This is a genomic window from Ruegeria atlantica, assembly GCF_013033965.1.
In the GTDB taxonomy this organism is placed as follows: Bacteria; Pseudomonadota; Alphaproteobacteria; order Rhodobacterales; family Rhodobacteraceae; genus Ruegeria; species Ruegeria atlantica_D.
In genome coordinates this window covers 1-14,500 of sequence record NZ_WQFE01000004.1, presented here as the reverse complement: position 1 = coordinate 14,500, position 14,500 = coordinate 1, and the positions used below count along the sequence as shown (strand labels likewise).

Below are 14,500 nucleotides of genomic sequence, written 5' to 3'. Positions count from 1 at the left end.
TCGGGTGATATCCGTGACTGGCGCGGCGGGTATGATGTAATGGTAGCCTGTCAGCTTCCCAAGCTGAACGCGCGGGTTCGATTCCCGCTACCCGCTCCAAAATCAAATTCTTCCCGGAAAATGCTTGGAAACCAGCGCGATAGTGTGCGGCGTTCAAGTTGGCTCAATCCGGGCGGCATGCCTGAAACAGATTGATTTCCGCCGGGATGTGTACCGAACCCTCGGTAGCAAAAGGGAGAAACGCGTCAGCGACCGCGTGTTGGATCGCGGCCACGTCCTCGGGTTTGCCATCGAAATGGGTGATGACGCGGGCGGCGGGGCCAACGCGGGTGCATAGAGCAGCGCAATCCAGCAAAGGGCCCTCAAAATGCAGCATCAGGTCAACAGCTTCGACGCGAACATCACTCAGACCAGCCTGCTCGAGCAACCCGGTGACCCGTTCACGATCATGAAACGCCATAGGGCCTGGTGCATTTCGGTCGACCTTAGGAGGTGTGCCCAACCGATCTGTAGCTGCGATATGCGGTATTTTGAACCATGGGTTCCCGGGCAACGGACCCCAGGCGGCAAAGGTCATCGTGCCGCCCGGTTTAAGTGCGCGGGCCATATTGGCAAAGGCCGCGACCGTGTCTTCAAAAAACATGACCCCGAAACGCGAGATCATGGCGTCCCGGTCTGCTTCGTCAAAAGCGTGCGTCTGGGCATCAGCGAATTGGAAGGCGATGTTTTGCGCTCCGGCTTCGGATGCCCGTGCCGATGCACGATCGAGAAATGGCTCCGAGACATCTGCCGCCAGAACATGGCCGTCCGGTCCCACGGCGCGTGCGGCTGCGATCGCGCTTGCGCCCGTACCGCAGCCGATGTCCAGAACACGCAGGCCGGGCTTCAGATCGGCACGCTCCAACACCAGATCAAGGACCGGCGCCATCAGCTGATCCAGTTGATCCTCGTAGGTCAGCCATTTGGCCCCGGACGGAGATTTTCCCCAGTATTCAGCCTGTTCCTCGTTTGCGATCTGCATGCCGCCCCCTTGTGTCGGGGGTGACTATGACCGCCTGCGCCGCCTGCGGCCAGAGCTTTCTTCTCCACCACCGGCATTGAAGGACGGCGTGGGCAATGTGACCACCTGGGCCAGTTCCGGGAACGGGTCGGTCTTGTGCGGAATGGCGTTTGCGGCGACGAAATGATCCTGAAATTTCGGCTCGATGGCTGTCTCGACCTTAGTGATCTCGCGGACAACGCGTTCGATCTCGGCCCGAGCCGCGATGTTACACAGCGCTATCCGTGCCCCAGTACCGGCGGCGTTGCCCGCGCTTGAGACCTTGTCCAGCGGCGCGTCCGGAATCATGCCCAGAACCATCGCGTGTTTGGTCGAGATATGCGCACCAAACGCTCCTGCAAGAACCACCCGATCCACTTTGTCGACCTCCATTTCGTCCATCAACAGACGTGCACCGGCGTAAAGCGCCGATTTGGCCAACTGGATTGCGCGGATGTCGCCTTGGGTGACGGTGATACGCGGACCACCTTCGGCGCTGGCGTCGTGGATCATATAGGCGTGGGTGCGGCCCTCGGGCACACAACGGGGCGTGCCGGTTTGTGCGGCCGAACCGATCAGGCCACCTTCGTCCAGCAGCCCGGCGATACGCATTTCGGCCACGGCCTCGATGATGCCCGAGCCGCAGATTCCGGTGATCCCGGTCGTGGCGATGTCCTGATCAAAACCTTCCTCGTCGGACCATTTTTCGGACCCGATGACGCGGAATCGGGGTTCCTTGGTGACGGGGTCGATTTCGATGCGCTCAATCGCTCCGGGTGCTGCGCGTTGGCCGGAGCTGATCTGGGCGCCTTCGAACGCTGGACCTGTGGGCGAAGAACAGGCCAGAACGCGGCTGGTGTTGCCCAGCAGGATTTCTGCGTTTGTGCCCACGTCGACGATCAGCACGAGGTCTTCGGATTTGCCCGGTTCCTCGGACAAGGCGACCGCGGCGCAGTCAGCGCCGACGTGACCTGCAATGCACGGCAAGATGTAAACCTGTGCGCGGGGGTTCATCTTGGTCAAATCCATCTCACGCGCGGGCAGGGACATGCTTTCCGATGTTGCCAGGGCAAAGGGCGCCTGACCCAGTTCGACCGGGTCGAGACCCAGCAGCAGGTGGTGCATGACCGGGTTACACACAAAGACCGTTTCCACGATCAACGCGGCGTCGATTCCGGCCTCGTCAGCAATCGACGTTGTCAGGTCATTGATCGCCTCACGCACGGCTTTGGTCATTTCCCGATCGCCGCCGGGGTTCATCATGGAATAGGACACGCGGCTCATGAGGTCTTCGCCAAAGCGGATCTGCGGGTTCATCAGGCCCGAGGACGCCTTGACTTCACCCGTTTCCAGATCGGTCAGGTGGGCCGCAATGGTGGTTGAGCCGAGATCGATGGCCAGACCGTAAAGGCCGCTTTCGTGCAGGCCCGGCCAGATTTCGACCACACGCGCCACCTCATCCTTGTGACCTTTGTGAACGGCCACGGTGACCTCCCATTTGCCTTTGCGCAGAACCGTTTGCAGCTTGGACATCAGCGACAAATCCGCAGTGACCGTGTCTATGTTCCACTGCTCGCGCAGGGCACGCTCCAGCCGCTCAAGGTCACCGGTGGGTGAGTGCATATCGGGTTCTTCGACCACAACAAAATACAGCCGAGTCGCCGGGTCCATCGTGATGGCGCGCGCTGCGGCGGCTTTGCGGACAACCTGACGGTGGACCTGGCTTTCGGGTGGGACGTCGATCACAACATCGCCCTGGACTGTCGCCTGACATCCCAGGCGACGGCCCGGCTTTAAACCACGTTTGTCGTCATAGCGCTGCTCGACCGCGTTCCATTCGCTAAGCGCTTCTTCGGATACGGTCACACCGTGCTTGGGGAACTCGCCATAGCTGGGCGTGATCTGACATTTTGAACAAATCCCGCGGCCGCCGCAGACAGAATCCAGATCTACCCCCAGCTGCCGCGCAGCGGTCAGAACCGGAGTACCCACGGGGAAGTGCCCGCGTTTGCCCGACGGGGTAAAGACGACAAGGGGGTCGGTGGTCATGTTTGGCCTGCCTTTTGTATTCGCGCGTATGCCGGGCAAGATATGGGTTTGTGCGCAAAGGGAAAGCCATTCAGCGGCACGTTTTGCACGTCTTGCGTCGTTTTTTGCAGCGGTATCGGGCCGTAGGGGGGAACTAGTTTGGGTCAGGGGCTTTTCCTTACCTCAAATCCATGCAATAGGGTCACCGCCAAACGGGCTTTTGCATGGGGTTAGCAGATGCAGATTCGTGAGGCACTTACCTTTGACGACGTACTCTTGGTTCCGGGCGCATCCACAGTGCTGCCTGCGACGGCGGATACGACAACGCGCGTGACGCGCGAAATCACCATGAACATCCCGCTGCTGAGCTCGGCCATGGACACGGTGACCGAGGCGCGCATGGCCATTGCAATGGCGCAGGCGGGTGGAATCGGGGTCATTCACAAGAACCTGACCGTGGACGAACAGGCGCGCGAAGTGCGGCGGGTCAAGCGGTTTGAATCCGGGATCGTATACAACCCGGTGACCTTGCGCGCGGATCAGACGCTGGCGGATGCGCAAGCACTTGTTCGGCGCTATAACTTCACCGGTTTCCCGGTTGTCGACGATGAGGGCCGCGTGGTTGGCATCGTAACCAACCGCGACATGCGCTTTGCGACTTCGGACGATACCCCGATCAAGGCGATGATGACCGCTGACAATCTGGCGATGCTGCAGGAACCTGCCGATCTGGAAGAAGCCAAGAGCCTTATGCGCGCCCGCCGCATCGAAAAGCTGCTGGTGGTCGATGGCGCGGGCAAGCTGACCGGCTTGTTGACTCTGAAAGACACGGAACAAGCGGTGCTGAACCCGACCGCTTGCAAGGACCGTCTGGGCCGTTTGCGCGTTGCTGCGGCGACATCCGTTGGCGATGCCGGATTCGAACGGTCCGAACAGTTGGTGGATTCGGGCGTTGATATCATCGTGGTGGATACGGCCCACGGGCATTCGCAAGGCGTTCTGGACGCGGTGAAGCGGGTGAAATCCCTGTCGAACGAGGTTCAAATCATCGCGGGTAACGTGGCAACTGGTGACGCGACCAAGGCGCTGATCGATGCGGGCGCGGATGCGATCAAGGTGGGAATCGGGCCGGGCTCGATCTGTACAACTCGGATGGTTGCCGGTGTCGGCGTGCCGCAGCTGACAGCCATCATGGATTGTGCGACCGCGGCCGGGGACGTTCCGGTGATCGCAGATGGCGGTATCAAGTTCTCGGGCGATTTCGCCAAGGCCATCGCGGCGGGTGCGTCCTGTGCAATGGTTGGCTCGATGATCGCAGGCACCGATGAAAGCCCGGGCGAGGTGATCCTGTATCAGGGGCGTTCGTTCAAATCATATCGCGGTATGGGCAGCCTGGGCGCTATGGCGCGTGGCTCGGCTGATCGCTATTTCCAGAAGGATGCTGCGAACGACAAGCTGGTGCCCGAAGGTATTGAAGGGCAAGTGCCCTACAAAGGATCGGCAAGCGCCGTGGTTCATCAACTGGTTGGCGGGCTCCGCGCGGCAATGGGTTATACCGGCTGCGCGACGGTCGAAGAAATGCGCAAGAACTGCAACTTCGTCAAAATCACTGGTGCTGGCCTGAAAGAAAGCCACGTGCATGATGTGCAGATCACGCGCGAAAGCCCGAACTATCGGGTAATGTGACGCAACCGAGTTTGCAGCGCGGCGCCCCGACACGGGCGCCGTTTTGCATTTTTTGGGCTTAGCAACGAAATCGGAAAACTCCATGATCCCAGCAGCGCGTGTTCAGGCTTCGATTGAAATCCTTGATGACATCCTTGCTGGCGCACCGGTCGAAAAGGCTTTGACAGGGTGGGCGCGGCGCAGCCGGTTTGCCGGTTCGAAAGACCGCGCAGCCGTGCGTGATCACGTGTTCGAAGCGCTGCGTTGCAAACGGTCTTTCTCGGCTTTGGGCGGGTCTGCTACCGGACGCGGTTTGATGATCGGTTCGATCCGGGCAACCGGTGGCGAGCCTGAGGCTTTGTTCACCGGCGAACGTTTTGCGCCGGATCCGATAACCCTCGCCGATGCCCTGCGCGCGTTCAGCTCAGATGCCGAGCGGTTCGACATCCCCGAATGGCTCTGGCCGCGTTTTCAATCCTCGCTTGGTGATCAGGCGGTGGCAGCGGCACAAGTTTTGCAAAGCCGTGCACCTGTTCATTTGCGGGCCAACCTTGCCAAGACCGATCGGGCGGGTGCGATTGCCGCTTTGAGCGCTGAGGGGATCAACGCCCAGGCACATGCAGCCTGCAATACCGCCATGGAGGTCGCTGAAGGCGCACGAAAAATCGCCCAAAGTCGGGCCTACGCCGAAGGTCTGGTCGAGCTGCAGGATGCAGCCAGTCAGGCGGTCGTTGCAGCGTTGGAACTGCGGCCGGGATTGCGTGTTCTAGACTATTGCGCAGGCGGTGGAGGCAAAGCTCTGGCATTAGCGGCCCATTCGGGTGTTGAGGTCTTTGCGCATGATGTGAACACAGGGCGTATGCGTGATCTGCCGGCGCGGGCAAAACGGGCCGGGGTACACATCACCTGCCTACAGCCGGAGGAGGTGGGCCAACACGCCTCCTTCGATATTGTCCTTACGGATGCGCCATGCTCTGGCAGCGGGTCGTGGCGACGCGCTCCGGCAGGGAAGTGGGCGCTGACCGAGGAGGGGTTGCAGGCGCTGAACGCGCTTCAGTCCGACATCCTGAATTCCGCCACACCTTTGGTTCGACCGGGTGGGATTTTGGCCTACGCGACCTGTTCGATGTTGGATGATGAAAATGGCGATATCGTCGACGCATATCTAAAGGCGCACCCCGAATGGACCGAAACGTTGCGCAAGTCGTGGCTTGTGACACACGGTGCAGACGGGTTCTTTGCAGCGCACTTGACGCGGTAGCGCGTCATTGAATAACAACCTCAGGTAGAAGTTCCCAATTTCTTTAAGGGAGCGTTAACTAAATTAGGGCTGAGTGTGGCAAAGCCTTTTGACTTGAGTTGTTGATGTCTGACACTGCAGAAATCTTTTCTGAGCCGACTTATCGAAAAACGCCAGCCATCACGCGGCTCGTTCCGTTGGCTATTCTTGGTGTATTGCTCAGCTTAACGCCGCTGACAGATATTTTTCCGACCGCATGGGATACGGGACTTATTGTCGCCGGTGTTTCGCTGTTATCCGCCGGGCTTTTGGTTGTTCTGCAAGGGGTCGCGGCCGATCGGTTAACTCGCAGTTCTGCCAAAGTGATGGCCACCTTCGCCGAGCAGGACTTGTGTCCGACCGTGATCGCCAACGCAAATGGGGACATTCTGAGCGCGAACACACGGGCAAGGTCGCAGATACATGCGTTTCCGGGCGCACAATTGCAGCACTGTCTGAAGTCCATGTTTGCAAATCCCGCTGCAATCCTGCTGCGCTTGCAATCTATCGCGGAAATCCATGAGCGCGCACGAGAAGACATCGTGACCGTTGGCTCGACTGTCCCGATCTCGGTGTTCAGCGTCGGGCACGATGTGTTCTGCTGGCGGTTCCACGTGGAAGACGGTGGGCAATGGGACGATGCCCCTGTTCCGGTTCTGACAGAGGGGCGCAACGGGGCTGTTTTACGTGTAAACGGCGTGGCGGAGGCCATGCTCGGGCATAAACCCGACGTCGTGAGCAAGGTGTTCGCTAATGACGTTCCGCAGCCGGGTGAAATCGCGTTGGTCGAAACCTCGGATGGGCAGGTGCCTGTGACGGTGTCTGAACTGTCCCGTTCGGGCACTGTGCGCGATCTGCTTCTGATGCCCGTGAATTCCGTTGATCCATCCGGGGGCGTTGCTCCGTTCGCCGATCTGCCCGTGCCGGTGATGTGTCTGTCACCCGCTGGCGAAATTCTGGATGCGAACCGGATGGCGGTCAGTCTGATCGGAGAGATCCATCCGGGCAAGTCGAACGTCGCCGAAATCATGCACGGGCTTGGCTATCCCATTCTTGATTGGCTGACACGCACCGCGACCGAAGAAAATATCGGTCCCCGGTCGGAATTTTTGCGTCTGACGCGCAAAGACAAAGAGGTTTTCGTGCAGGTCACGCTGAACCGTGTGACAAGCATGGGGCAAACTTGTCTGATTGCCGTCCTGAACGATGCGACTGAGTTGAAGACGCTGGAAGCTCAGTTCGTACAGGGTCAAAAGATGCAGGCTGTCGGCCAGTTGGCGGGGGGCGTGGCACATGATTTCAACAATCTACTGACGGCGATCTCAGGTCATTGCGATCTGTTACTGTTGAGGCACGATCAGAATGATCCGAACTATGGCGACCTTGTTCAGATCAACCAGAACGCCAACCGGGCTGCGGCCTTGGTTAGCCAACTTCTTGCCTTCTCGCGCAAGCAGACCTTGCAGCCCGAGGTTCTGGACCTAAGGGATACGATTTCCGATCTGATCCATCTTTTGAACCGTCTGGTGGGAGAAAAGATCCGCCTGACGTTAAGCCATGATCCTGTGCTCAAACCCGTGCGAGCCGACAAGAGACAGCTGGAACAGGTCTTTATGAATCTGGTCGTGAATGCGCGCGATGCGATGCCCGAAGGCGGTGAAGTACGCATCGAGACCGAGGTTGTGTCACTGACCGAACCGTTCAGGCGGGATCGAGCAACGGTTCAACCCGGCGAATACGTCACCGTAAAAGTGATAGACAGCGGCATGGGTATCCCTGCGGACAAACTGCAAAAAGTGTTCGAGCCGTTTTATACGACCAAGCGCACTGGCGAAGGGACAGGCCTTGGGCTGTCGACGGTCTATGGCATCGTTAAGCAGACCGGCGGGTTTATCTTTGTCGACAGCGTACAAGGCACGGGAACTGAGTTTACCGTGTTTTTACCGGTTTCAACCGCACCCCAGAAAATCGCACAGGATCCTGCCAGCCATCCTGAAAGCTCTACATCTCGGCAGGGGGAAGGCGTGGTGTTGCTTGTCGAGGACGAAGCCCCGGTCCGGGCCTTTGCTACGCGCGCATTGCGGCTGAAGGGCTATACCGTGCTCGAGGCTGGATCAGCTGAAGAAGCACTGCACTTGCTGGAGGATGGATCCGTGCATGTGGATGCCATTGTGACAGACGTGGTCATGCCCGGCATGGATGGGCCAACCTGGGTACGCAAAGCGATGGAAACGCGCCCGGATGTCCGGGTGATCTTTATGTCGGGTTATACCGAAGGGGCCTTTGGGGATTCAGGCCCCGAGATTGAACATTCTACCTTTTTGCCCAAGCCGTTTTCTCTGACGCAATTGACCGAGGCCGTATTCCAGCAATTGAACTGATTAAAGTGCCGCATCATGGCAGGAAAACTCGGCAGCGTGGTGTTTTCGGAACTTCTTTTCCGTCTCTGGCGTTAAGAAAAGGTCGCGCAGAGGAGAAACGTTTTCGCGCTGTAGTGTGATGTCCATGTTCAGACGGTCTTGCAAGAAGTTCAGGATTTTGTCCTGGTTTTCGTATTTGAAGACATGTGTCGCTCCGAACCCGTTGTTCCGCGTGCGAAAAAACTGGCTCTGACTGCCAACATCCGCAAATTCCGGGCGTGGGTTTTGCATATACGCCCGAACGAAGTCATCAAAGCTCAGGTCGCGGGTGGAATGCGTATGCCCGATACGGTCGTCGCGGCTGCGGTACTTGTACCAACTGCCCAGCCAATCGATCGGTTCACGAACCACCGCCATGATCTCCATCTCGGCGTCGTACATTTTCCGAAAAATGTTTTGAAAAAATCTGTCGTAACGGCGGACCGGCGCGTGTTTCAGCTCGGGCGGACCTGTGACAACAAAGTCGGCGCGCGCGCTAAGGGCGGTGTGATAAGCCGTGCTGCCTGTTTTGGGAACAGCCAGAAACGCAAGGCGTTCCTTATAGAAAACAAGCATTTAATCGCCCTTCGTGGAGTTATTTGACAGGCGCAGATTGGCGTAAACGACTCTTTAACACAATTGCAGAACAGTAAGTATTGTAAGTTTTAGTTGAAATGTTCTCTTTTTGGTCCCATAAGGAACAAGAGGCGAACAAAGCAGCGATTGCCGCCCGACCAAGGGTGTGACAAAAGAGAAGGCGACAGGACAATGGCGGATCTTCTGACAATGAGCGACAAGAAAAACGCAGACAAGCAAAAGGCGCTCGACAGCGCGCTGGCACAGATCGAACGGCAGTTCGGCAAGGGCTCGATCATGAAGCTGGGCGAGGATGCCAAGCAGGATATCGATGCCAGCTCGACCGGGTCTTTGGGCCTGGATATCGCGCTGGGGATCGGCGGTCTGCCGATGGGGCGGATTGTCGAGATTTACGGCCCGGAAAGCTCGGGCAAGACCACGCTGACGCTGCATTGTATTGCAGAACAGCAGAAACGTGGCGGTGTATGCGCGTTCGTGGACGCGGAACATGCGCTGGACCCGCAATACGCACGCAAGCTGGGCGTCGATCTGGACGAACTTCTGATCTCGCAGCCCGATACCGGTGAGCAAGCGCTAGAAATTACCGATACGCTGGTGCGCTCGGGTGCCGTGAATATGGTCGTGGTTGACTCGGTGGCGGCACTGACGCCGAAATCCGAACTTGAGGGCGACATGGGCGACAGTAATGTCGGTGTTCAAGCCCGTCTGATGAGCCAGGCGATGCGCAAGCTGACCGGATCGATCAGCCGCTCGAACTGCATGGTGATCTTTATCAACCAGATCCGGATGAAGATCGGTGTGATGTTCGGCAGCCCGGAAACGACGACCGGTGGCAATGCGCTGAAATTCTACAGCTCAGTCCGTCTGGACATCCGCCGCATCGGCGCGATTAAGGATCGCGACGAGGTGGTCGGCAACCAGACTCGTGTCAAGGTCGTTAAGAACAAGGTGGCGCCGCCGTTCAAACAAGTTGAATTCGACATCATGTATGGCGAAGGCATCAGCAAGATGGGTGAGCTGCTGGATCTGGGCGTGAAGGCCGGTGTGGTAGAGAAGTCGGGCTCGTGGTTCAGCTATGGCGACGAACGGATCGGGCAGGGGCGTGAGAATGCCAAGCAATACCTGCGCGACAACAGCCGCATTGCACTGGAGATCGAAGACAAAATTCGAGCCGCGCATGGTTTGGAGTTCGACATGCCGCCCGGTGCTGCCGAGGAAGACGACATCCTCGAAGCATAAGAGACACCGACGCCGGGCCGTCAGTGTCCCGGCGAATTACATCTGATCAAGGCGGTCCGTCGGGGCCGCCTTGTTTCGTCCGAGGGGACCAACGCTGTGGACACTCTGAAGGCGCGGATATAAACCCGTTTCATAACAAGATGATTGCGCGCTGAGAGAGCCTTATGCCCACGCTGAACGATATCCGCTCAACCTTTCTGAATTACTTTGCCAAACAGGGGCATGAAGTGGTTGCGTCCAGCCCGCTGGTCCCGCGCAATGACCCGACGTTGATGTTCGTGAATTCGGGCATGGTGCAATTTAAGAACCTCTTCACCGGAGTTGAAACCCGCGATTACCAGCGTGCGACCACATCGCAAAAATGTGTGCGCGCAGGCGGCAAGCACAACGATCTGGACAATGTAGGTTACACCGCGCGCCACCATACGTTCTTTGAAATGCTGGGCAACTTCTCGTTCGGTGACTACTTCAAGCACGAGGCAATCCCGTTTGCCTGGGAACTGATCACCAAGGAATTTGGTATCGACAAAAATCGCCTTTTGACAACGGTCTATCACACCGATGACGAGGCGTTTGAGATCTGGAAAAAAGTTGGCGTTCCCGAGGACAGGATCATCCGCATCGCCACCAGTGATAACTTCTGGCAGATGGGTCCGACTGGCCCGTGCGGACCGTGTACCGAGATTTTCTATGATCACGGCGATCACATCTGGGGTGGCCCTCCGGGATCACCTGAAGAAGACGGCGACCGGTTCATCGAGATCTGGAACATCGTTTTCATGCAGAATGAGCAGTTCGAAGATGGCTCGATGGTCGAGCTCGACATGCAGTCGATCGATACCGGCATGGGATTGGAGCGGATTGGCGCGTTGCTGCAGGGCAGCCATGACAATTATGACACCGATTTGTTCAAGACGCTGATCGAGGCGTCGGCGGACGCGACAGGCGTTGATCCATATGGCGAACAGAACGTGCACCACCGGGTAATCGCGGACCACTTGCGCTCGACTTCGTTCTTGATCGCGGATGGCGTGATGCCATCAAATGACGGGCGCGGCTATGTTCTGCGTCGGATCATGCGGCGCGCTATGCGTCACGCGCATCTGCTGGGAGCGAAAGATCCGGTCATGCACCGACTGGTGCCAAGCCTGGTGCAGCTGATGGGCGCGCAATATACCGAGCTTGGTCAGGCCCAGCCGTTGATCGAAGAGACGCTTCTGCTGGAAGAAACGCGGTTCAAGCAGACCCTCGATCGTGGCTTGAAATTGCTGGATGACGAGGTTGCCGGCCTCGCCGAAGGCGCGGCGTTGCCGGGTGATGCGGCCTTCAAGCTATACGACACCTACGGTTTCCCATTGGATCTGACGCAGGATGCCTTGCGTGAAAAAGGCCGCACTGTGGATACGGACGGCTTTGATGCGGCTATGGCAGAACAGAAGGCCAAGGCCCGCGCAGCATGGGCCGGTTCGGGTGAAGCGGCGGATCAGGCGGTATGGTTTGATGTACTGGATACCGCCGGAGCGACTGATTTCCTGGGCTATGATACGGAAATGGCCGAGGGGCAGATTGCGGCTCTGGTCGTAGACGGCGCGCTGGTCGAAAAAATCGAAAAAGGCGGCTCTGGCTGGGTCGTGGTGAACCAGACCCCCTTCTATGGTGAGGCCGGTGGTCAGGTCGGCGACACAGGAGAAATCCGCCGTCTCGAAGAACGCGGAGACACGGCGCGGGTTGAGGACACCAAAAAGTTCGCGGACGGAAAAGTGTACGCACACAAGGTGACTGTAGAACAGGGCACGTTGACCAAGGGTGACGCGGTCGAGTTAGAGGTTGATCACGCACGCCGTACAGGAATTCGCGCCAATCACTCGGCCACACACCTGCTGCATGAGGCGTTGCGCGAAACTCTGGGCGATCATGTTGCGCAGCGTGGATCATTGAACGCGTCGGATCGTTTGCGTTTTGACTTCAGCCATTCCAAGGCTCTGAGCCGGGAGGAGATCCAGAAGGTTGAGCGTGATGTGAATGATTTCATCCGTCAGAACTCGACCGTCGAAACCCGGATCATGACCCCGGATGACGCACGTGAATTGGGCGCTCAGGCGCTGTTTGGCGAGAAATACGGCGACGAAGTGCGCGTTGTGTCGATGGGCAAGGCGCCCACGGGCAAGGGGCAGGATGGCGAAACCTGGTCGATTGAACTGTGCGGTGGGACTCATGTGCGCCAAACAGGTGATATCGGCACCTTTGTTGTGCTCGGAGACAGTGCCAGCAGCGCCGGTGTGCGCCGCATCGAAGCCCTGACCGGTGACGAAGCCCTGCGGCATCTGACCGAACAGGATCAGCGGCTGAGCCAAATAGCGTTGGACCTGAAAGCGCAGCCTGATGACGTGGTCAACCGCGTCAGATCCCTGATGGACGAACGCAAATCTCTGCAAAATGAGGTTGCGCAGTTGCGCCGCGATCTGGCCATGGCCGGTGGAGCCGGGCAGGGCGGAAGCGAGGCACGTGACGTGAACGGGGTCTCTTTCCTTGCGCAGGCGCTGAACGGTGTATCTGGCAAGGATTTACCGGCGCTGATTGATGAGCACAAAAGCCGACTGGGGTCCGGGGCCGTACTACTGATCGCGGATGCGGGCGGTAAAGCCGCTGTGGCTGCTGGTGTGACGGCTGACCTGACGGATAAGGTCTCGGCGGTTGACCTTGTCCGCGCTGCTGTCGCGGAACTGGGCGGCAAGGGCGGCGGTGGTCGCCCCGACATGGCGCAGGGCGGCGGCAAGGATGCATCGAACGCAGAGGCGGCGATCAAAGCCGCGGAACAGGTTTTGGGAGGATAACATGGCCGCACTCTGGATTGCCCACGTCACCGTGACCGACGCAGATGCTTACGCGAAATACGCGGAACTCGCCGGTCCCGCGATTGCCAAGCATGGCGGGGCATTCATTGCCCGCGCGGCGCGCTATGTCCAACTGGAAGGGAAAGAGCGTCCGCGTAACGTGGTCGCCAAATTCCCATCCGTAGAAGCCGCCGTCGAGTGCTATGAATCGCCCGAGTATCAGCAGGCTCTGGACCACGCTCGGGGTGCAAGTGAGCGTGAATTGGTGGTTGTGGAAATCACCGAGTAAAAGTGAATCATGCTTGATCGGCGGTTTTCTTGCCGATCTAACCCATTCATGCGCGGAATTCAGCCGAACAGTTCACAAGTGAAGTGAACTGTATTGTGGCAATTTTGGACGCGCACGGAATCCTTGTGATTCCAGCGCCTTAAATTATTTTAGCGCGAGTTGTCGGGTAAATTCCCGCCCTGATTGTGGCGCTGTTCCCTTAATTCTAGCGCGAAATGGTCATATTGAGTGACGAATTCCCGCCATTTTTCCCCTTCACGTTCGCCCCAGATTGTACAAGCGCTACCGTTTACCGTTAGTTGGTTCTAATCGAATACGGTCCCGTTTGTCGTCAATCGTCGAGCGAACAGGGATCGAGGTACAGGCATGAAATCGGAAGATATCGGACTCAAGGCCGCTCTCGGGCGGTTGCTAACATGTTCAGGTCGGGCAGTGGGGATTGCTGCTTTGGTTTGCGGGGCATCGCTTGTCGCGCCTCAGGTAGATGCGAGTGAGGGCAACTTCATCCGTACTCTCGCTGCGTCCCCTCCGCCTTCGGGTGCACAGCAATTGTGCCGGCAATACGCATGGGCGTGTGCCAGCAAGGCGTCAGCGAGCATGTCCTCTCAACAGGAAATGCGGATCATTCAGCGGATCAACCGACAGGTCAATGCAACGACGCGCGCGGTCACCGATCAATCGCAATACAGCACGACCGAACGCTGGGCCTTGCCGACGTCTCGGGGCGGGGATTGCGAAGACTTTGCTCTGCTGAAGAAAAGAGATTTGATCAGGGCGGGTGTTGATCCAAACAAATTGTTGATCGCGACGGTATTGGATACGCGGCGCAATGCGCATGCCGTACTGGTTTACCGCTCGGCTCAGGGAGACCTCGTGCTGGACAACCTGACCAATCAGATCAAGCCCTGGTCGGCCACGCGGTATTTGTTCCTTCGGATGCAGGACCCGTCGCAGCCCAGAAATTGGGTTGGCGTTTACGGACGAAGCTAACAATTTGAGCTGAAACATCAGCTTGCGCATAGCAAAAGGGGCGACGATGTTGTCGCCCCTTTGTTTTTCAGAACGTATGCCGAGGTGTTTTCGAGTTGGTTGTTTTTCAGTTCTTTGCCTTGCGCTGGCTTCGGTTCCGGC

The 14,500-nt window shown here is 58.1% G+C and carries 10 protein-coding genes and 1 tRNA gene; 8 read left to right on the top strand and 3 right to left on the bottom strand.

Annotated elements, in window-relative coordinates:
* The first annotated feature begins 25 nt into the window (after positions 1–25).
* Positions 26–99: transfer RNA gene (locus tag GOW16_RS08860), tRNA-Gly, on the top strand.
* Between the two features lie 64 nt (positions 100–163).
* Here GOW16_RS08860 and GOW16_RS08855 read toward each other — a convergent pair.
* Together GOW16_RS08855 and GOW16_RS08850 are read right to left on the bottom strand one after the other, a co-directional pair.
* Positions 164–1,021, bottom strand: coding sequence for a class I SAM-dependent methyltransferase (locus GOW16_RS08855; protein WP_170413433.1), 858 nt, complete (start codon positions 1,019–1,021; stop codon positions 164–166).
* Between the two features lie 24 nt (positions 1,022–1,045).
* Entirely contained in the window at positions 1,046–3,088 is a 2,043-nt protein-coding gene (locus GOW16_RS08850) for an ASKHA domain-containing protein (protein ID WP_170413430.1), read from the bottom strand.
* 216 nt (positions 3,089–3,304) lie between these two features.
* On the opposite strand from GOW16_RS08850, the gene guaB reads away from it, so the two are divergent.
* From guaB to GOW16_RS08835, 3 genes are all read left to right on the top strand, one after another.
* The gene (gene guaB / locus GOW16_RS08845) at positions 3,305–4,753 is read left to right on the top strand and encodes an IMP dehydrogenase (RefSeq protein ID WP_170413425.1); all 1,449 of its coding nucleotides are present in this window, start codon (positions 3,305–3,307) and stop codon (positions 4,751–4,753) included.
* 82 nt (positions 4,754–4,835) lie between these two features.
* A complete protein-coding gene (locus GOW16_RS08840; RefSeq protein WP_170413422.1) occupies positions 4,836–5,993 on the top strand; it encodes an RsmB/NOP family class I SAM-dependent RNA methyltransferase in 1,158 nt (385 codons plus the stop codon).
* Between the two features lie 104 nt (positions 5,994–6,097).
* Positions 6,098–8,392 carry an ATP-binding protein gene (locus GOW16_RS08835; protein ID WP_170413420.1) on the top strand — a complete coding sequence of 765 codons (2,295 nt, stop codon included), beginning with the start codon at positions 6,098–6,100 and terminating at the stop codon, positions 8,390–8,392.
* Here the strand turns inward: GOW16_RS08835 and GOW16_RS08830 are convergent, their stop codons facing one another.
* The gene (locus tag GOW16_RS08830; RefSeq protein ID WP_170413415.1) at positions 8,393–8,986 is read right to left on the bottom strand and encodes a sulfotransferase family 2 domain-containing protein; all 594 of its coding nucleotides are present in this window, start codon (positions 8,984–8,986) and stop codon (positions 8,393–8,395) included. It abuts the gene before it with no gap.
* Between the two features lie 192 nt (positions 8,987–9,178).
* Between GOW16_RS08830 and recA the strand changes: the two genes are divergently transcribed.
* From recA to GOW16_RS08810, 4 genes are all read left to right on the top strand, one after another.
* Complete coding sequence (gene recA / locus GOW16_RS08825) at positions 9,179–10,246, top strand: recombinase RecA (RefSeq protein WP_170413412.1); 1,068 nt, start codon at positions 9,179–9,181, stop codon at positions 10,244–10,246.
* Between the two features lie 164 nt (positions 10,247–10,410).
* On the top strand, positions 10,411–13,080 hold the full coding sequence (alaS, locus tag GOW16_RS08820; RefSeq protein WP_170413410.1) for an alanine--tRNA ligase: 2,670 nt from the start codon (positions 10,411–10,413) through the stop codon (positions 13,078–13,080).
* Position 13,081: 1 nt separating this feature from the next.
* Positions 13,082–13,369, top strand: a complete 288-nt coding sequence (locus GOW16_RS08815; protein ID WP_170413406.1) for a DUF1330 domain-containing protein — start codon at positions 13,082–13,084, stop codon at positions 13,367–13,369.
* 366 nt (positions 13,370–13,735) lie between these two features.
* A complete protein-coding gene (locus GOW16_RS08810; protein ID WP_170413403.1) occupies positions 13,736–14,359 on the top strand; it encodes a transglutaminase-like cysteine peptidase in 624 nt (207 codons plus the stop codon).
* The last annotated feature ends 141 nt before the right edge of the window (positions 14,360–14,500 follow it).

What these genes read in the sequence shown, in the direction of transcription:
- GOW16_RS08835 (WP_170413420.1), top strand. Translation starts at nt 6,098, where the DNA reads ATGTCTGACACTGCAGAAATCTTTTCTGAGCCGACTTATCGAAAAACG.
- GOW16_RS08850 (WP_170413430.1), bottom strand. Translation starts at nt 3,088, where the DNA reads ATGACCACCGACCCCCTTGTCGTCTTTACCCCGTCGGGCAAACGCGGG.
- GOW16_RS08840 (WP_170413422.1), top strand. Translation starts at nt 4,836, where the DNA reads ATGATCCCAGCAGCGCGTGTTCAGGCTTCGATTGAAATCCTTGATGAC.
- GOW16_RS08815 (WP_170413406.1), top strand. Translation starts at nt 13,082, where the DNA reads ATGGCCGCACTCTGGATTGCCCACGTCACCGTGACCGACGCAGATGCT.
- GOW16_RS08830 (WP_170413415.1), bottom strand. Translation starts at nt 8,986, where the DNA reads ATGCTTGTTTTCTATAAGGAACGCCTTGCGTTTCTGGCTGTTCCCAAA.
- recA (WP_170413412.1), top strand. Translation starts at nt 9,179, where the DNA reads ATGGCGGATCTTCTGACAATGAGCGACAAGAAAAACGCAGACAAGCAA.
- alaS (WP_170413410.1), top strand. Translation starts at nt 10,411, where the DNA reads ATGCCCACGCTGAACGATATCCGCTCAACCTTTCTGAATTACTTTGCC.
- GOW16_RS08855 (WP_170413433.1), bottom strand. Translation starts at nt 1,021, where the DNA reads ATGCAGATCGCAAACGAGGAACAGGCTGAATACTGGGGAAAATCTCCG.
- guaB (WP_170413425.1), top strand. Translation starts at nt 3,305, where the DNA reads ATGCAGATTCGTGAGGCACTTACCTTTGACGACGTACTCTTGGTTCCG.
- GOW16_RS08810 (WP_170413403.1), top strand. Translation starts at nt 13,736, where the DNA reads ATGAAATCGGAAGATATCGGACTCAAGGCCGCTCTCGGGCGGTTGCTA.